The organism is Nocardioides piscis, assembly GCF_011300215.1.
GTDB lineage: Bacteria > Actinomycetota > Actinomycetes > Propionibacteriales > Nocardioidaceae > Nocardioides > Nocardioides piscis.
Map to the genome: position 1 here is coordinate 1768516 of NZ_CP049866.1, position 18136 is coordinate 1786651.

Here is an 18136-nt window from a genome sequence, read left to right on the forward strand (position 1 = left end):
GCCCTCCCAGACAACTTCTCCCCAAGGCCGGACAGCCCGGTGCCGGGGATGCTACTGGTGAGTCACGTCACTTTGCTAGGGCTACGGTCGCGAAACTTACGATTTGGTAGTAAAGCCGTTCCGATGTCGTTCGCCTAGGTGTAGAGCATGCCCATCCGCTCACGGACCTCGGTCAGCGTCGTCTCGGCCACCTCGTTGGCGCGCTCGTTGCCCCGACGCAGGATGTCGCGGACGTACGCAGGATCCTCGGCGAGCTCGGCTCGCCGCGCCCGCAACGGCGCCAGCTCGGTGTTGATCGCCTCCGTGAGGCGCTTCTTCAGCGTTCCTCCGCCGCCGTCGCCGATCTCGTCGGCGACCTGCTCGGGGGCACGCCCTCGCACAGGGAGATCAGCAGCAGCAGGTTGGCGACCTCGGGCCGGGCGGCCGGGTCGTAGGTGATGACCCGGTCGCTGTCGGTCTTGGCTCCCTTGAGCTTCTTGGCCGTCTCGTCCGCGGTCATCCGCAGCTCGATCACGTTGCCCTTGGACTTGCTCATCTTGGTGCCGTCGAGCCCCAGGATGAGGGTCGCCTCGGAGAGCAGGGCGTCGGGCTCGGGGAAGGTGGCGCCATAGCGCTCGTTGAACCGCCGCGCCACGACCCGCGTCTGCTCGAGGTGCGGCAGCTGGTCTCGTCCGACCGGCACGACGTTGGCCTTGCAGAAGAGGATGTCGGCGGCCTGGTGGATCGGATAGGTGAGCATCAGCCCGCCGATGCTCGTGATCCCGGCAGACTTCGCCTCGTCCTTGACGGTGGGGTTGCGCTGCAGCTCGGCGACGCTCACCAGGCTGAGGAACGGCAGCATCAGCTGGTTGAGCGCCGGCACTGCCGAGTGGGTGAAGATGGTCGCGCGGTCAGGATCCAGTCCGGCGGCGATGTTGTCGATCGTCAGGCTGTGCACGCTGCCCTTGATGTCTCCGAGCAGCTCGCGGTCGGTGATGACCTGGTAGTCGGCGATGAGCTGCCAGATCTCGGCGCCGCTCGCCTGGAGCTTGACCCTGTTCTTGATGGACCCGAAGTAGTGACCGATGTGCAGGGCGCCCGTGGGACGGTCGCCCGTCAGCATGCGCAGGCTCGCCGGATCCTCCTGCAGCCGCTTCTCGATCGCGGCGCTGCGCGCCAGGGCTGCTTGATAGGAGTCGCTCACGATGAGCGATCCTACAAACCGCCTGCTGGGACCCAGGAGGCAGTTGGGTAGGGTCGCCGGGTGCCGACGATCGGAGTTGCCCTCGCGATTCCGGAGCCCTGGGCCACCGAGCTGCAGGACTACCGGACCTCGGTCGGCGACTTCACGGCGACCCAGATCCCCACGCACATCACCTTGATCCCCCCAGTCGAGATCGGGGACGACGACCTGGCGGCAGTGGAGGAGCACCTGTGTGGCGTGGCGGCCGGCGTCGACGCCTTCCGCGTCCACCTGCGGGGGACCGGGACCTTCCGGCCCGTCTCTCCGGTGGTCTTCGTGACCGTGGTCGAAGGAATCTCCGGGTGTGAACAGCTCGCCAAAGCCGTACGCCGTGGTCCCTCGACGTCGAGCTGTCCTTCCCCTACCACCCCCACGTGACCATCGCCCACCACCTCTCCGACGTCCAGCTCGACCGTGCCTTCACCGAGCTGGCCGACTTCGAGTGCGAGTTCGCCGCAGACCGCTTCGCCCTCTACGTCCACGACAACGGCGCCGGGTGGCGCCCCACGCAGGAGTTCGCTCTCCGTCCAGTCACCGCCTGAACCCGGGAGGCACCATGTCGATCGTCGACAACGTCAAGCACCGCATCGAGGAGGCCCGGGAACGCTGGCCGCTGCTCGACCACGTGGTGCGGATGGTCGAGCACTACGGCGACGTCAAGGGCAGCGCCCTCGCGGCTGCCGTGACCTACTTCGCCTTCTTGTCCTTCTTCCCGATCATGGCTCTCGCGTTCGCCGTCATCGGATTCGCCTCCCGCGTCTATCCCAACGCTGACGAAGACCTCGTCAAGGCGATCAACGAGGTCCTGCCCTCGATCGTCGGTGGCGAGGACGGTCTCCAGATCTCGACCTTCCAGGAGAACGCACCCGGCATCTTGAGCGTCGGCCTGCTGCTTGCGCTGTATTCGGGGCTCGGCTGGCTCTCGGGCATGCGCACCGCCCTGATCGCCGTCTTCGAGGAGCCGGAGAAGGAGCAGCCCAACTTCTTCGTCGGCAAGCTGCGTGACGTCCTGGCTCTGCTCACCCTCGGGACCGTGCTGATCAGCAGCGTCGCGATCTCAGGGGTCGCCACCAAGCTGACCAAGCCGATCCTGGAGTTCCTCCAGCTCGGGGCCGGGGCGTCCCCGGTGATCTGGGTGATCGGGCTGGCGCTGGGGATGGCGGCCAACACTGTGCTCTTCTTCGCCTTCTTCCGGCTGCTGGCCGCGCCCAACGTGCCGACGCGGTCACTGTGGTCGGGAGCGCTGTTCGGCGCGATCGGCTTCGAGGTGCTCAAGCAGCTCTCGACCTACCTGCTGGCCAGCACCAAGGACCAGCCGGCCTTCCAGGCGTTCGGCATAGCGCTGATCCTGGTCGTGTGGATGAACTACTTCTCTCGCGTCGTGGTGCTTGCCGCCGCCTGGGCCTACACCACTCGCGCTGCGCGAGAACAGCGGGAGCGCGAGCAGGTTGCCGAGCAGGTGGTCAAGGGGCCTCGGATCGACCTTGCGCAGGCAGCCCAGGTGGCACTCGACAGTGGAACGGTGACGCCGCCGGCCCGCGTCTCGCGGGGGTCGTTCGCAGCCGGTGCTGCCGCGATGCTCGCGGTTGTCGCCGCCGTACGCCGACGCAGGTGAGGTCTGCCCGTCCTGAGCGGTGAGTGAGGCTGGTTCTCGCCGCCCAGGACCAGAGCAGATGCCGCCGTATGGCGCTCAGTGACCGTGCTTGAGCGCGGTGCGCAGGTCCTTGTTGAGCTGTGAGATCACGTCGAGCGGGATCTCCTTGGGACACGCAGCGGTGCACTCGCCGATGTTGGTGCAGCCACCGAAGCCCTCGTGGTCGTGCTGGGCGACCATGTTGACCACGCGGGTGTCGCGCTCGGGCTGGCCCTGGGGAAGCTCGCCGAGGTGGGTGATCTTGGCGCCCATGAACAACGATGCCGAGCCGTTCGGGCAGGCGGCGACGCAGGCGCCGCAGCCGATGCAGGTGGCCACGTTGAACGCGCGCAGCGCGTCGTCGCGGGGGACGGGCACCGAGTGGGCCTCGGGGGCGGAGCCGGTGTTGACCGAGATGAAGCCACCCTGCTGGATGATCCGATCCAGCGCCCCTCGGTCGACGATGAGGTCCTTGATGACGGGGAAGGCATCGGCACGCCAGGGCTCGATCGTGATCGTCTCGCCGTCGGAGAACGAGCGCATGTGCAGCTGGCACGTGGTCGTGACCTCCGGCCCGTGCGCGTCACCGTTGATCATCAGGCCGCAGGCGCCGCAGATGCCCTCGCGGCAGTCGGAGTCGAAGGCGACCGGGTCCTCGCCCTTGGCGTTGAGCTGCTCGTTGAGCACGTCGAGCATCTCGAGGAACGACATGTCGGGAGAGACGTCGCTGAGCTCGTAGGAGTGCATCGCTCCGGCGGCCGCTGCGTCAGCCTGGCGCCAGATCTTCAGGGTCAGGTTCATGGTGCCGCTCACTTGTAGCTCCGCTGCTTCATCTCGATGGCTGTGTAGACCAGTTCTTCCTTGTGGAGGACGGGCTTGTTCATCTGGCCGGACTCGTCCTCGCCGGTGAACTCCCACGCCGCGACGTAGGCGAAGAGGTCGTCGTGGCGCAGCGCCTCGCCGTCCTCGGTCTGGGACTCGGCACGGAAGTGGCCACCGCAGGACTCGCGCCGGTTGAGGGCGTCGATGCACATCAGCTCACCGAGCTCGAGGAAGTCGGCCACACGACCGGCCCGCTCGAGCGACTGGTTGAGCGACTCGTTGGTGCCGAGCACCTTGACGTTGCGCCAGAAGTCGTCCTTGAGGGTGCGGATGAGGTCGATGGCCTTCTTCAGGCCGTCCTCGGTCCGCTCCATCCCGCAGTACTCCCACATGATGTTGCCGAGCTCGCGGTGGTAGGAGTCGACGCTGCGGGTGCCGTTGGCGGAGAGCAGGCTGTTGATCCGCTTCTCCACCGACTCGCGGGCCTCGACGACCGCGGGGTGCGACTCGTCGACCTTGTCGAAGGGGCCGTCGGCGAGGTAGTCGCGGATGGTGTGGGGCAGCACGAAGTAGCCGTCGGCCAGGCCCTGCATCAGCGCCGACGCGCCGAGACGGTTGGCGCCGTGGTCGGAGAAGTTGGCCTCACCGGTCACGAAGAGGCCCGGGATGGTCGACTGCAGGTCGTAGTCGACCCAGACGCCGCCCATGACGTAGTGCACGGCCGGATAGATCCGCATCGGCACCTCATAGGGGTCCTCGCCGGTGATCCGGGCATACATGTCGAGGAGGTTGTCGTACTTCTCGGTGATGCCGTCGCGACCGAGTCGCTCGATGGCGGCCGCGAAGTCGAGATAGACACCGCGTCGTACGCCGTCGACCTCCGGGCCGACGCCACGGCCCTCGTCACAGACGTACTTGGCTGCGCGCGAGGCGATGTCGCGGGGGACCAGGTTGCCGAAGCTGGGATAGATCCGCTCCAGGTAGTAGTCGCGGTCCTCCTCGGGGATCTCGCGCGGGTCCTTGGTGCAGTCGGCCTTGTTCTTGGGCACCCAGATGCGACCGTCGTTGCGCAGCGACTCCGACATCAGCGTCAGCTTCGACTGGTGCGAGCCCGAGACCGGGATGCAGGTGGGGTGGATCTGCGTGTAGCAGGGGTTGGCCATGTAGGCGCCCTTGCGGTGCGCTCGCCAGGCGGCGGTGACGTTGCAGCCCATCGCGTTGGTCGAGAGGTAGAAGACGTTGCCGTAGCCGCCGCTCGCGAGGACCACGACGTCGGCCAGGTGGGTCTCGATGGCACCGGTCACCATGTCGCGGGCGATGATGCCCCTGGCCCGTTTGGTGCCGTCGCCCTGCTCGACGGTGATCAGCTCGAGCATCTCGTGTCGCGTGAAGGTCTCCACCGTTCCGGCGGCGACCTGGCGCTCGAGCGCCTGGTAGGCGCCGATCAGCAGCTGCTGGCCGGTCTGGCCGCGGGCATAGAAGGTGCGGGAGACCTGGACGCCACCGAACGAACGGTTGTCGAGCAGACCGCCGTACTCCCGGGCGAACGGGACGCCCTGGGCGACGCACTGGTCGATGATGTTGGTGCTGACCTCGGCGAGGCGATAGACGTTGGACTCGCGCGAGCGGTAGTCGCCGCCCTTGACGGTGTCGTAGAAGAGACGGTGGACCGAGTCGCCGTCCTCCTTGTAGTTCTTGGCGGCGTTGATGCCGCCCTGCGCGGCGATCGAGTGGGCGCGGCGCGGCGAGTCCTGGTAGCAGAAGGACTTCACGTTGTAGCCGGCCTCGCCCAGGGTCGCGGCTGCCGAGGCGCCGGCGAGGCCCGTGCCCACGATGATGATCGACAGCTTGCGGCGGTTGGAGGGGTTGACCAGTCGCGCCTCGAACTTGCGGTTCTGCCAGCGGTCGGCGATCGGGCCCTCGGGGCCTTGGTGTCGACGATCGGCTCGCCGGGGGTGTAGTAGTCGACCGCGTCGTCGGTCATCTCGGCCGGAGTGTCCTGGGACGGCTCGGCGGTGGTCGTGGTGTCGGGCATTTCGTAAGCCATGGAGGAAACCCTTTACTTCGAGATGACGCCGGCGAGGACGGCGACCGGGACGACGGAGAAGCCGATCGAGATGATCAGCGCGGTCACGAAGGCGACCGTCCGCCACCTGGCGCGGGCCGCTGCGGTTCCGGTGTGGCCGAGGGTCTGGGCGGCGCTCCAGATGCCGTGGTGCAGGTGTGCGCCGAGCATGGCCATCGCGACCAGGTAGATCAGGGTGAGCCACCAGGTCGAGAAGGAGTCGACGAGCAGGTTGTAGGGGTCGTTCGTCTCGCCACCGGTGACGTTGACCTTGCCCACCGTGAAGTTGAGGAGGTGCCAGATGATGAACAGCAGCAGCGTCACGCCGCCCCAGCGCATCATCCGGCTCGCGAACGTGGAGCCCTTGTTCTTCTTCACGACGTACTTCGTGGTGCGGGCCTTCTTCGCCCGACGCCACAGGGCCACGCCCGCACCCACGTGGACGACCAGCGCGCCGAGCAGCACCACGCGGATGATCCACAGCAGCCCGCTGTAGGGGAGCATCGGCTCGCCGAAGGTCCGCAGGTGGTGGGCGTACTCGTTGAACGAGTCGTGACCGCCGAAGGCCTTGAGGTTGCCGTACATGTGCACCAGCACGAAGCCGATGAAGATGAGGCCGGACAGGGCCATCAGGATCTTGAGGGCAATGGTCGAGCGCGAAGCACGCGCCCCCTTCACCAGTGCTGGGGTTTGAGTTGTGGTCGCCACAAGGGGTCACGGTATCTCGGACCACTCCTCGGTCGACCCGTCGGGCGTGTGACATTCCCCCCGTTACCGACGGGTCAACCTCGGTCCGTGCCGCCCCACCCCCTTCCCATCGGGTGTGACACACGCCATAGTCGTGGCGTCCACCGACTGACGGAGGTGCTGGATGGCGGCGACAGAGACTGGGGTCGGGGGGCCGACCCGCGCGCGGATCCCTGATCGAACCCTGCGGCAGGACAACTGGTGGCTGGCTCCGCTGCTGACCTTCCTCGTGTTCTCGGGCTTCGTCGTGTTCGCCACGGTGCGGGCGTTCATGGGGCGCGACTACTACGCCTCGCCCTACCTCTCGCCGTTCTACTCGCCGTGCCTGGGTGACTGTGTGGAAGGCGCCTCGGACTTCGGGCAGCCGTTCAAGGCGTTCCCGTTCTCGGCGGCGCTGCTCATCCTGATCTTCCCGCTGGGCTTCCGGATGACCTGCTACTACTACCGCAAGGCCTACTACCGGGCCTTCTGGCTCTCGCCCCCGGCGTGCGCGGTCGCCGAGCCGCACCAGAGCTACTCGGGGAGACGCGGTTACCGCTCATCCTGCAGAACGTCCACCGCTGGTTCTGGTATGCCGCCGTGCTGGTCGTCCTCGTCCTCAGCTTCGACGTCGTGCTGGCCTTCCGCAACGCCGAGCACGAGTGGGGGCACATGGGGCTGGGCACCCTGTTGATGCTGATCAACGTCGTCCTGCTCTGGCTCTACACGCTCTCGTGCCACTCGTGCCGGCACGTGGTCGGCGGTCGGCTGCGGCACTTCTCCAAGCACCCGGTGCGCTACCGGTTGTGGACCTGGGTCTCGAGGCAGAACGCCCATCACGGCCGATACGCCTGGTACTCCCTCTTCTCCGTCGCGGTCGTCGACTTCTACATCTATCTGCTCGCCACCGGACGCATCGAGGACGTGAGGTTCTTTTGAGCACCGACAGCACCAGCAGGCACCCGATGACCGGCAACGAGATGTCCGGCGACGCCGCGGGCGGCATGGAGCGACACACCTACGACGTCGTCGTCATCGGTGCGGGGGGCGCCGGGCTGCGGGCCGCGATCGCCAGCCACGAGGCGGGTGCGCGGACCGCGCTGGTGTGCAAGTCCCTCCTCGGCAAGGCCCACACGGTGATGGCCGAGGGCGGGATCGCAGCAGCGATGGGCAACCGGTGGCCCGAGGACAACTGGGAGGTGCACTTCCGCGACACCATGCGCGGCGGCAAGATGCTCAACAACTGGCGGATGGCCCAGCTGCACGCCCAGGAGGCCCCCGAGCGTGTGCAGGAGCTCGAGGACTGGGGTGCACTCTTCGACCGCACCGAGGACGGCCTGATCTCCCAGCGGGACTTCGGTGGCCACAAGTACGCCCGGCTGGCCCACGTCGGCGACCGCACCGGCCTGGAGATGATCCGCACCCTCCAGCAGCGCGCGGTCCAGCTCGGGATCGACGTCTTCATGGAGTGCACGATCACCGAGGTCCTGCTCGACCGGGGAGCCGGCGAGGCCAAGGTGTCCGGTGCTTTCGGCTACTGGCGCGAGAGCGGCCGGTTCATCACCTTCGAGGCGCCGAGCGTCATCCTCGCCACCGGCGGGATCGGCAAGTCGTTCAAGGTGACGTCCAACTCGTGGGAGTACACCGGCGACGGACATGCCCTCGCCCTGCGCGCCGGCGCCGCCCTGATCAACATGGAGTTCGTGCAGTTCCACCCCACGGGCATGGTCTGGCCGCCCTCGGTCAAGGGGCTGCTGGTCACCGAGTCGGTGCGGGGGGACGGCGGCATCCTGCGCAACTCGGAGGGCAAGCGCTTCATGTTCGACTACATCCCCGAGTTCTTCCGATCGGAGACGGCCGACACCGAGGAGGAGGCCGATCGCTGGTACGACGACAAGAAGAACAACCGACGTCCGCCCGAGCTGCTCCCGCGCGACGAGGTCGCGCGGGCCATCAACTCCGAGATCAAGGCCGGTCGCGGGTCACCGCACGGCGGGATCTTCCTCGACATCGCCTCGCGTCGTGATCCTGAGTTCATCCGCAAGCGGCTGCCTTCGATGTATCACCAGTTCAAGGAGCTGGCCGACGTCGACATCACCGCGGAGCCGATGGAGATCGGTCCGACCTGTCACTACGTGATGGGCGGGGTGGAGGTCGATCCGGACACCCAGGAGAGCGCCGTGACCGGTCTGTATGCCGTCGGCGAGTGCTCCGGTGGGATGCACGGCTCCAACCGCCTGGGCGGCAACTCGCTCGGCGACCTGCTGGTGTTCGGCAAGCTCGCGGGGGAGGCGGCGTCGGCATACGCCTCATCGCTCGGTCCTGCCAGACCCGCCGTGTCCGAGCAGGACGTGAAGGCCGCCTCGGCGAGTGCGCTGGCACCGTTCGAGGTCGAGGGCGGGGAGAATCCCTACTCCATCCAGAGCGACCTGCAGCAGTCGATGAACGACCTCGTCGGCATCATCCGGACCGGCGCCGAGCTCGAGCAGTCGCTGGCCGAGATCGAGGCCTTCAAGGAGCGCGCCAAGACGATGGTCGTCGAGGGGCACCGGCAGTACAACCCCGGCTGGCACCTCTCGATCGACCTGCGCAACATGCTCATCGTCTCCGAGTCGATCGCCAGGGCCGCGCTGGCGCGTGAGGAGTCACGCGGTGGCCACACGCGCGACGACTTCCCCGAGACCGACCACGAGGTGTGGGGACGCAAGAACCTCATCGTCAGCCTCGACGACACCGGCGACGGCGTCGTGCTCACCGAGAAGCCCCTGCCCCAGATGCCCGACGAGCTCAAGAAATACTTCGAGGAGCCGAAATGAGTGGGTACGAGCTCAAGCTGCGCGTATGGCGCGGCGACCGTGACGGCGGGGACCTGGCCGACTACACGGTCGACGTCTCCGAGGGGGAGGTCGTCCTCGATGCCCTGCACCGGCTGCAGGCCACCCAGACCGGTGACCTGGCGATCCGGTGGAACTGCAAGGCCGGCAAGTGCGGCTCCTGCAGCGCCGAGATCAACGGCCGGCCTCGGCTGCTCTGCATGACCCGGCTCTCGGACTTCGAGCCGACCGAGACGATCACCGTCACCCCGATGCGGGCGTTCCCGGTCATCCGTGACCTCGTCACCGACGTGTCCTTCAACTACGAGAAGGCCAAGGAGCTGCCGGGTGTCGAGCTGGGGCCGCGGGACGCGGACGGCAAGCGCCGGATGGCCCAGGTCGACATCGAACGTGGACAGGAGTTCCGCAAGTGCATCGAGTGCTTCCTGTGCCAGGACACCTGCCATGTCGTGCGTGACCACGAGGACAACAAGCCCGCCTTCGCCGGACCACGGTTCTTCCTGCGCTATGCAGAGCTCGACATGCACCCGCTCGACACGGCCGACCGGCGGGCGCGCGCACAGGGGGCGGCCGGTCTGGGGATGTGCAACATCACCAAGTGCTGCACCGAGGTCTGTCCGGAGGGGATCAAGATCACCGACAACGCGATCATCCCGATGAAGGAGCGCGTCGTGGACCGGAAGTACGACCCGCTCGTCTGGCTGGGCAACAAGATCGGTCTGCGCAGCAAGGACTACGACGGGCGCACGGAGGTCTGACGATGCGACTGCGTGCTCTCACCGCGATGCTGGCGACGCTCGCCAGCCCGGTGATCACGCCTGGTGCGGCAGCGGACCGTTCCTGTCCGCAGGTCGGCCTAGCGTCGTGACCATGGAGATGAAGCTCGAGCTGATCATGGTGCCGGTGACCGACGTCGACGCAGCAAAGGCGTTCTACGAGAAGGTCGGCTTCGTCGTCGACCACGACCACACCCCGGGCGAGGGGATCAGGTTCGTCCAGCTGACCCCACCCGGGTCAGCCTGCTCGATCGCGATCGGTCAGGGCCTGACCCGGATGCAACCCGGTTCGCTCGACAACCTGCAGGCGGTGGTCGCGGACGCCGATGCGACCCTCGCCGACCTCACGTCGCGCGGGGTCGAGGCGACCGGGGTGGCTGAGCTCGAGTGGGGCCGGTTCGTTTCCTTCGGCGACCCCGACGGCAACCAGTGGACCCTGCAGCAGCTCCCGGACCGGTCAGGTGGCACCCAGTGAGACCTATGCCATAGGTCCACCCCGAGGGTCGGTCCGGTGATCGGGCCTATCCTGCCCTCCATGACCGACGTCCCCACCGACCTCGAGGGTGGCCTGAACGAGCCCGAGGAGCTGGAGCCCGAGCAGGGCTCGCTCCGCCTGGCATCGCCAGACGACCACTACGACGCCACAGCCTGGGAGGCAGCCACGGCTGCCGTCCTGCGCAAGAGCCGCAGGCTCGGTGAGGACGACCCCGACTCGCTCGTGTGGGACAAGCTCACGCGCACCACCCTCGACGGGATCGCCGTCGCGCCCATCGGCACGCCCGACGACCTCGACGGGCTGGCGACGTCGGGCCGCCCGACCCGGGCAGGCGACTGGGACATCCGCGCCCACCTCAGCGGCCCGGACGCGGCCGCGGCCAACGAGGCGGCACTGCTCGACCTCGACAACGGCGCCACGTCGCTGTGGGTCGAGCTCGGCGCCGGGCTCGGCGTCGAGGACCTCCCGCGTGCTCTTCAGGGGGTCCTGCTCGACCTGGCGCCCGTCGTCCTGTCGGGCTCGTCGCTCGCAGCGGCCCAGCAGCTGGTCGCGCTTGCCGACGATGCCGGCACCGACCTGCACCCCGGCACCAACCTCGGCGCCGACGCGGCAGCCCCCGACCTGGTCGACGTCGCGAAGCTTGCGCAGGAGCACGGTGTGCTCGGCGTCGTGGCGTCCGGCATCGACATCCACGAGCGGGGCGCCAGCGATGCCCAGGAGCTCGGCGTCGCGATCGCGGCCGGGGTGGCCGCGCTTCGCACGCTCACCGAGAGCGGCCTCGGCGTCGACGAGGCTGCTGCCCTCATCGAGTTCCGGCTGGCGGCCACCGACGAGCAGTTCCCCACGATCGCCAAGCTGCGCGCAGCCCGCCGGCTCTGGGCGCGGGTGCTGGAGCTGAGCGGGGCGGGCGACGCCGCGAGCGCGCAGATGCGCCAGCACGTCGTCACCTCACGTCCCCAGATGAGCAAGTACGACCCGTGGGTCAACATGCTCCGTGGCACCGTCGCCGCCTTCGCCGCGGGAGTGGGCGGTGCCGAGGCCGTCACGGTCATCCCCTTCGACGAGCCGCTCGGGCAGCCCGACGTCCTCGGTCGCCGGATCGCCCGCAACACCTCGTCGCTGCTGATCTCGGAGTCGCACGTCGCGCGGGTGGCGGACCCGGCAGGCGGCTCGTATGCCGTCGAGAAGCTGACCGACGACCTGGCTGCGGCCGGATGGGCGGAGCTCCAGCGCATCGAGGCCGGCGGCGGCCTCGGTGCCGACACCGGCCTCACCGAGCGCGTCGAGGCCGTGGCCACCGAGCGCGACAAGCAGGTCGCCGAGCGCAAGCGGCCGCTGACCGGCGTGACCGAGTTCCCCAACCTCGGCGAGCAGCTGCCTGAGCGCAACCCCTCGCCGGTGGGCGCAGACGTCCGTCGCTACGGTGCCGCCTTCGAGGCGATGCGCGACGAGCCCGCCGCGTCGCCGGTGTTCCTCGCCACGATGGGCCCGATCGCCGTCCACACCGCCCGCGCCACCTTCGCGACCAACCTGTTCGCCGCCGGCGGCGTGGCCGTCGAGGCAGCAGGCGCGACCGACGGCGTCGAGTCGGTGCTGGCGGCATACGAGGACCAGAAGGTCGTCTGCCTGGCGGGCGCCGATGCGGCGTATGCCGAGTGGGGCACCGCCCTCGTCACCGCACTGCGCGAGGCCGGCGCCGAGCACGTCATCATCGCCGGCAAGCCGATCGAGGGTGTCGACGACTCCTGCGCCATGGGCGTGGACGCGCTCGCCTTCTTGACGACCACGAGGGAGAAGCTCGCATGAGCAGCATTCCGAAGAGCTTTGCCGAGATCCCGCTCCGGCCGGAGGTTGAGGAGGGACGAAGCGATGTCCTGAGGAGGCCGTCCGCGGCCGTCTCGAAGGGTCCTGTCACGAAACCGGCGGCGACGGACGCGTGGGGGAGCCCGGAAGGCATCGACATCCTCCCCGTCTACGGCCCCGAGCACCTCGAGGGCCTCGACGCGCTCGACACCTGGCCCGGCATCGCGCCGTTCCTGCGCGGCCCCTACCCCACGATGTACACCACCCAGCCGTGGACGATCCGTCAGTACGCCGGGTTCTCGACCGCTGAGGAGTCCAACGCCTTCTACCGCCGCAACCTCGCGGCTGGCCAGAAGGGCCTGAGCGTCGCCTTCGACCTCGCCACCCACCGTGGCTACGACTCCGACCATCCACGCGTGCGTGGCGACGTCGGCATGGCCGGCGTGGCCATCGACTCGATCTATGACACCCGCACCCTCTTCGACGGCATCCCGCTCGACGAGATGTCGGTGTCGATGACGATGAACGGCGCGGTGCTGCCGGTCATGGCGCTCTACATCGCGGCGGCCGAGGAGCAGGGGGTGAAGCCCTCACAGCTCGCCGGGACCATCCAGAACGACATCCTCAAGGAGTTCATGGTCCGCAACACCTACATCTATCCGCCGGCGCACAGCATGCGGATCATCAGCGACATCTTCGCCTTCACCTCCTCGGAGATGCCGCGCTTCAACTCGATCTCGATCTCCGGCTACCACATGCAGGAGGCCGGAGCCACGGCCGACCTGGAGCTGGCCTACACGCTGGCCGACGGGGTCGAATACATCCGGGCCGGCCTTGCCGCAGGCATGGACATCGACGCGTTCGCGCCGCGGCTGTCGTTCTTCTGGGCGATCGGGATGAACTTCTTCATGGAGGTCGCCAAGATGCGCGCGGCCCGGGCGCTGTGGGCGCGGCTCGTGCGCGAGTTCGACCCGAAGAACCCCAAGTCGCTGAGCCTGCGCACGCACTCGCAGACCTCCGGCTGGTCGCTGACCGCGCAGGACGTGTTCAACAACGTCGGCCGCACCTGCATCGAGGCGATGGCTGCCACCCAGGGCCACACGCAGTCGCTGCACACCAACGCACTCGACGAGGCGATCGCGCTGCCGACCGACTTCTCGGCCCGGATCGCCCGCAACACCCAGCTGCTGCTGCAGCAGGAGTCGCGCACCACCGAGATCATCGACCCCTGGGCCGGTTCCTACTACGTCGAGCGCCTCACCCACGACCTCGCCGAGCGCGCCTGGGCCCACATCCTCGAGGCGGAGCGGGCCGGCGGAATGGCCAAGGCGATCGAGCAGGGCATCCCCAAGATGCGCATCGAGGAGGCGGCTGCCCGCACCCAGGCCCGCATCGACTCCGGCGCCCAGAAGGTGATCGGCGTCAACACGTTCCGGCTCCCCGTCGAGGACAAGCTCGACGTGCTGCGGGTCGACAACGACGACGTCTATCGCCAGCAGGTCGCCAAGCTGGAGCGGCTGCGCGCCGAGCGCGACGACGACGACGTACGCCGCGCGCTCGACGCCCTCACCAGGTCGGCCGAGTCCGGGGCGAGCGGCGACGGGTCGCTCGACGGCAACCTGCTCAAGCTGGCGGTCGACGCCGCTCGCGCCAAGGCCACGGTCGGCGAGATCTCCGATGCCCTCGAGAAGGTCTACGGCCGCCACCAGGCCGTGATCCGTACGATCAGCGGCGTGTATCGCGAGGAGTCGGGAGCAGCCGAGGGCAGCAAGGTCGCAGCCGTGCTGGCCGCCACCGAGGAGTTCGAGGCCGAGGAGGGCCGCCGTCCCCGCATCCTGGTCGCCAAGATGGGCCAGGACGGCCACGACCGCGGACAGAAGGTCGTCGTCACTGCCTTCGCCGACCTCGGCTTCGACGTCGACGTCGGCCCGCTCTTCTCCACCCCTGAGGAGGTCGCCCAGCAGGCGATCGACGCCGACGTGCACATCGTCGGAGTCTCCTCGCTGGCGGCAGGCCACCTCACCCTCTTGCCCGCGCTCAAGAAGGCGCTGGCCGAGCAGGGGCGCGACGACATCATGATCGTGATCGGCGGGGTCATCCCGCCCGACGACGTGGCCACGCTCAAGGAGATGGGTGCCGCCGCGGTGTTCCTGCCCGGCACGGTGATCGCCGAGTCGGCGCTCGACCTGCTCGCTCGGCTCCGTGAGGCCTGACGTCCCCACCCTCCTCGAGGGCATCCGCACCGGCCAGCGGTCGGCGGTGTCGCGAGCGATCACGCTGGTCGAGTCGTCCAAGCCCGAGCACCGGGTGCTCGCGCGGGAGCTGCTCGCCAGCCTCGCCGACCCGGCAGGCGCGCCGGGCCGCCCCTGCGTCCGGGTCGGCATCTCCGGCGTCCCAGGGGTCGGGAAGTCCACCTTCATCGAGGCCCTCGGCTCCCGCCTGACCGGCGAGGGGCACCGTGTCGGGGTGCTGGCGGTCGACCCGTCCTCTGTCCGCACCGGTGGGTCGGTCCTGGGTGACAAGACCCGGATGGCACGCCTGGCCGTGGACCCCTCCGCCTTCATCCGACCCTCGCCGTCGGCAGGCACCCTCGGCGGGGTCGCACGAGCGACGACGCAGGCCATGCTGGTGCTGGAGGCAGCCGGGTTCGACGTCGTGCTGGTCGAGACGGTCGGCGTGGGCCAGTCGGAGATCACGGTCGCCGGGATGGTCGACACGTTCTGCTTCCTCACCCTCGCCCGCACCGGCGACCAGCTCCAGGGGATCAAGAAGGGCATCCTCGAGATCGCCGACGTGATCACCGTCAACAAGGCCGACGGCGACCGCGAGCAGGAGGCGCGGGCTGCTGCCCGGGAGCTCGCCGGCGCCCTGCGGCTCGTGCGCGGCAAGGACGAGTGGGCGCCACCTGTCGTCACCTGCTCGGCCCTGACCGACGTGGGTGTCGACGAAGTCTGGGCGCGTGTCCTGAGCCACCGCGACCACCTCGGCCCCGACGGACTGGCCCGCAAGCGCGCGAGCCAGCAGCTCGACTTCACCTGGGCGCTGGTGCGCGACGAGCTCTCCGAGCGGCTGCGTCGCTCGCCGGGGGTCGCAGCGATCAGGGACAGCGTGCGCGACGACGTCCTCCAAGGTCGGCTGGCGGCGCCCCTGGCGGCCGACCGGATCCTCTCCGCCTATGACCAGGACTCACGAGTTCGGGCCGGCGACTGACCCACGCGACGTAGCATGGTCGTCTGATGTCACAACATTTCTCCGCCGACGCCTCCTCCCTGATCGCGACCGTCATCGAGAAGCGCGACGCCGACCTCGTCGAGCTGCGCCGTGACCTGCACGCCCACCCCGAGCTGGCCTGGGCCGAGTCGCGCACGGCGGGCAAGGTGCTCGACGAGCTGGCCGACACCGACTGGGACGTGACCCTGCTGGCCGGCGGCGGCCTGATCGCCGACCTCGGCTCGGGCGAGCGACGCGTCGCCCTCCGCGCCGACCTGGACGCGCTGCCGGTCGACGACCTGACCAAGGACCCGTGGTCGAGCATCACCCCGGGAGTGGCGCACGCGTGTGGCCACGACGTCCACACTGCGGGGCTGGTGGGTGCTGCGCTCGCCCTCCACGAGGTGCACGCGTCGGGGCTCCTGCCGGGTCGGGTCCGGCTGCTCTTCCAGCCGGCCGAGGAGATCATGCCAGGCGGTGCCCTCCACCTCATCCAGGCCGGGGCGCTCGACGACGTCCACCAGGTCTTCGGGCTGCACTGCGACCCGAGTCTCGACGTCGGCTACCTCGGCGTGCGCGACGGGCCGCTCACCGGCGCCGCCGACTCGCTGCTCGTGCGCCTCGGTGGCAAGGGCGGGCACACCAGTCGTCCGCACCTGACCGAGGACCTCACCTTCGCGCTCGGCAAGCTGATCACCGAGCTCCCGGCGATCCTGAGTCGCCGGCTCGACCCCCGAGCAGGGGTGAGCGTCGTGTGGGGCATGGTCCAGGCCGGTGCCGCACCCAACGTCATCCCCGGTCGTGGCCAGCTCTCGGGCACGGTGCGCATGCTCGACGCGGTGGCCTGGGCGGACGCCGAGCACCTGGTGCGCACGCTGGTCGGGCAGATCGTGGCGCCGTACGGCGTCTCCGCCGAGGTGACCTATCAGCGCGGCGTCCCTCCCGTGGTCAACGACCACGCCGCCACCGAGGTCCTCGCCGGAGCGGTCGAACGGGTGGTCGGACCACGCGGCCACGTGCCCACGACGCAGAGCCTCGGTGGCGAGGACTTCGGCTGGTATCTCGACCGCATCCCCGGATCCATGGCCAGGCTCGGGACCCGGACGCCCGGCGGGCCGACCTATGACCTCCACCAGGGCAACCTGCGCGTGGACGAGGCTGCCACCTCGATCGGCGCGCGGGTGCTGGCCGAGGCGGCAGTCGCTGCACTGCTCACCTGACCGGGCGCCGGTCACCGGCAGATAACGGTTTCGGTGTCTCCCACGTATCGGCGCCTCGGAGGATTACGGTGTTCGCGATGCGGGCCGACCCCTTGGCTCGCCACCCGAGTTCAAGGAGGCCGTCTTGCGTCGTCTGACCAAGATCGCAGCAACCAGCACGGTGCTCGCACTCGCGCTTGCGGGTTGCGCCCAGCAGGACGACTCGTCGGAGGGCGATGACGCCTCCGCCAGCGAGTCAACGAGCGAGTCGGTGTGCGACTCCGCCGACGGCGACGGCCCCAAGGTGGGTCTTGCCTATGACGTCGGTGGGGTGGGCGACCAGTCGTTCAACGACTCCGCCTACGCCGGTCTCAAGAAGGCCGTGGAGGAGTTCGACGCGACCTGCTTCGAGGGCGAGGCTGCTGACGGCGAGGCCGAGTCGGCCCGCGAGGACCGCCTGCGGGGCATGGCCGACGAGGGCTACAACCCCATCATCGGCGTGGGCTTCGCCTACTCCGAGTCGGTCAACGCCGTCGCCCCCGACTACCCCGACATCAACTTCGGCGTGATCGACGGCTTCGACCCCGACGAGGAGCCCAACGACAACGTGGCCTACCTCGGCTTCGCCGAGAACGAGGGCTCCTACCTCGTCGGCGCCGCTGCCGCGCTCAAGACCGAGGCCGACCACATCGGCTTCGTCGGCGGCGTCAACAACGACCTGATCAAGAAGTTCGAGGCCGGCTACGTCGCCGGTGCCCAGGCCGTCAACCCCGACATCAAGGTCGACGTGAAGTACATCGAGGAGTCCGACCTGGCCGGCTTCGCCGACCCCGCCGGCGGCAAGGCTGCCGCCTCTGCGATGTACGACCAGGGCGCCGACGTCGTCTACCACGCCTCGGGCGGCTCGGGTGCCGGTGTCTTCGAGGCAGCGGCCGAGGCCGGCGAGGGCAACTGGGCCATCGGCGTCGACTCCGACCAGTACCTCACTGCGCCGGAGGACCAGAAGGACCACATCCTGACCTCGATGCTCAAGCGCGTCGACACCGCGACCTACGACATGATCAAGTCGGTCGTCGACGGTGAGCCGGTCGTCAGCTACACCACCTATGACCTGGCTGCCGACGGTGTCGGCTACTCCACGTCCGGTGGCTTCGTCGACGACATCACCGAAGAGCTCGACGGCTATGCCGAGGAGATCGAGGGTGGCCTCGAGGTTCCTGTCGCTCCCTGAGTGACTGATCGGCCCTGAGTGACCAGGCGGGCCCGCGATCACGCGTGAGCGTGTGACCGCGGGCCCGTACTGTGTCCTCTCAGGACCGAGACCCAGGTCACACGCAAGCAGTGCAGGAC

At 68.7% G+C, this 18136-nt stretch carries 14 protein-coding genes and 2 pseudogenes; 12 read left to right on the forward strand and 4 right to left on the reverse strand.

Annotated elements, in window-relative coordinates; genetic code table 11:
- Positions 1-134: 134 nt before the first annotated feature.
- Positions 135-1219 (reverse strand): annotated as a pseudogene (gene trpS, locus G7071_RS08740) (tryptophan--tRNA ligase).
- A gap of 24 nt (positions 1220-1243) precedes the next feature.
- Here trpS and G7071_RS08745 point away from each other — a divergent pair.
- The 3 genes from G7071_RS08745 to G7071_RS08750 are packed head-to-tail and all read left to right on the forward strand — an operon-like array spanning position 1244 to position 2837.
- Positions 1244-1600 (forward strand): 2'-5' RNA ligase family protein, encoded by a 357-nt coding sequence (locus G7071_RS08745; RefSeq protein WP_246210582.1) that lies wholly within the window; start codon positions 1244-1246, stop codon positions 1598-1600.
- Positions 1597-1764 carry a hypothetical protein gene (locus G7071_RS19160; protein ID WP_246210583.1) on the forward strand — a complete coding sequence of 56 codons (168 nt, stop codon included), beginning with the start codon at positions 1597-1599 and terminating at the stop codon, positions 1762-1764. Before G7071_RS08745 ends, G7071_RS19160 begins: the two co-directional genes overlap by 4 nt.
- 14 nt (positions 1765-1778) lie before the next feature.
- Positions 1779-2837, forward strand: a complete 1059-nt coding sequence (locus tag G7071_RS08750) for a YihY/virulence factor BrkB family protein (RefSeq protein ID WP_166317497.1) — start codon at positions 1779-1781, stop codon at positions 2835-2837.
- Positions 2838-2912: 75 nt separating this feature from the next.
- Here G7071_RS08750 and G7071_RS08755 read toward each other — a convergent pair whose 3' ends face one another.
- The 3 genes and pseudogenes from G7071_RS08755 to G7071_RS08765 form a co-directional block, all read right to left on the reverse strand.
- Entirely contained in the window at positions 2913-3656 is a 744-nt protein-coding gene (locus G7071_RS08755) for a succinate dehydrogenase/fumarate reductase iron-sulfur subunit (protein ID WP_166321010.1), read from the reverse strand.
- Between the two features lie 8 nt (positions 3657-3664).
- Positions 3665-5661 (reverse strand): annotated as a pseudogene (locus G7071_RS08760) (fumarate reductase/succinate dehydrogenase flavoprotein subunit).
- A gap of 75 nt (positions 5662-5736) precedes the next feature.
- The gene (locus tag G7071_RS08765; protein ID WP_246210584.1) at positions 5737-6420 is read right to left on the reverse strand and encodes a succinate dehydrogenase cytochrome b subunit; all 684 of its coding nucleotides are present in this window, start codon (positions 6418-6420) and stop codon (positions 5737-5739) included.
- Between the two features lie 555 nt (positions 6421-6975).
- Between G7071_RS08765 and G7071_RS19165 the strand changes: the two genes are divergently transcribed.
- The 9 genes from G7071_RS19165 (at position 6976) to G7071_RS08810 (ending at position 18017) form a co-directional block, all read left to right on the forward strand.
- The gene (locus G7071_RS19165) at positions 6976-7407 is read left to right on the forward strand and encodes a hypothetical protein (RefSeq protein WP_246210585.1); all 432 of its coding nucleotides are present in this window, start codon (positions 6976-6978) and stop codon (positions 7405-7407) included.
- Positions 7408-7433: 26 nt separating this feature from the next.
- Positions 7434-9284, forward strand: a complete 1851-nt coding sequence (locus tag G7071_RS08775; protein ID WP_246210586.1) for a fumarate reductase/succinate dehydrogenase flavoprotein subunit — start codon at positions 7434-7436, stop codon at positions 9282-9284.
- The gene (locus G7071_RS08780; RefSeq protein WP_166317503.1) at positions 9281-10060 is read left to right on the forward strand and encodes a succinate dehydrogenase/fumarate reductase iron-sulfur subunit; all 780 of its coding nucleotides are present in this window, start codon (positions 9281-9283) and stop codon (positions 10058-10060) included. Before G7071_RS08775 ends, G7071_RS08780 begins: the two co-directional genes overlap by 4 nt.
- A 112-nt stretch (positions 10061-10172) precedes the next feature.
- Positions 10173-10553: a VOC family protein gene (locus tag G7071_RS08785; protein ID WP_166317506.1), complete on the forward strand. Its 381-nt coding sequence runs from the start codon at positions 10173-10175 to the stop codon at positions 10551-10553.
- A gap of 60 nt (positions 10554-10613) precedes the next feature.
- Positions 10614-12380, forward strand: coding sequence for a methylmalonyl-CoA mutase family protein (locus G7071_RS08790; protein WP_166317509.1), 1767 nt, complete (start codon positions 10614-10616; stop codon positions 12378-12380).
- A gap of 68 nt (positions 12381-12448) precedes the next feature.
- Entirely contained in the window at positions 12449-14590 is a 2142-nt protein-coding gene (gene scpA, locus G7071_RS08795) for a methylmalonyl-CoA mutase (protein ID WP_425489427.1), read from the forward strand.
- Positions 14580-15587 carry a methylmalonyl Co-A mutase-associated GTPase MeaB gene (meaB, locus tag G7071_RS08800; RefSeq protein WP_166317515.1) on the forward strand — a complete coding sequence of 336 codons (1008 nt, stop codon included), beginning with the start codon at positions 14580-14582 and terminating at the stop codon, positions 15585-15587. Before scpA ends, meaB begins: the two co-directional genes overlap by 11 nt.
- Before the next feature lie 26 nt (positions 15588-15613).
- Complete coding sequence (locus G7071_RS08805; RefSeq protein WP_166317518.1) at positions 15614-16807, forward strand: amidohydrolase; 1194 nt, start codon at positions 15614-15616, stop codon at positions 16805-16807.
- A 124-nt stretch (positions 16808-16931) separates the two neighbouring features.
- Complete coding sequence (locus G7071_RS08810) at positions 16932-18017, forward strand: BMP family lipoprotein (protein WP_246210587.1); 1086 nt, start codon at positions 16932-16934, stop codon at positions 18015-18017.
- Positions 18018-18136 lie beyond the last annotated feature (119 nt).

What these genes read in the sequence shown, in the direction of transcription:
- G7071_RS08750 (WP_166317497.1), top strand. Translation starts at nt 1,779, where the DNA reads ATGTCGATCGTCGACAACGTCAAGCACCGCATCGAGGAGGCCCGGGAA.
- G7071_RS08755 (WP_166321010.1), bottom strand. Translation starts at nt 3,656, where the DNA reads ATGAACCTGACCCTGAAGATCTGGCGCCAGGCTGACGCAGCGGCCGCC.
- G7071_RS08775 (WP_246210586.1), top strand. Translation starts at nt 7,434, where the DNA reads ATGACCGGCAACGAGATGTCCGGCGACGCCGCGGGCGGCATGGAGCGA.
- G7071_RS08780 (WP_166317503.1), top strand. Translation starts at nt 9,281, where the DNA reads ATGAGTGGGTACGAGCTCAAGCTGCGCGTATGGCGCGGCGACCGTGAC.
- G7071_RS08785 (WP_166317506.1), top strand. Translation starts at nt 10,173, where the DNA reads ATGGAGATGAAGCTCGAGCTGATCATGGTGCCGGTGACCGACGTCGAC.
- G7071_RS08790 (WP_166317509.1), top strand. Translation starts at nt 10,614, where the DNA reads ATGACCGACGTCCCCACCGACCTCGAGGGTGGCCTGAACGAGCCCGAG.
- G7071_RS08805 (WP_166317518.1), top strand. Translation starts at nt 15,614, where the DNA reads ATGTCACAACATTTCTCCGCCGACGCCTCCTCCCTGATCGCGACCGTC.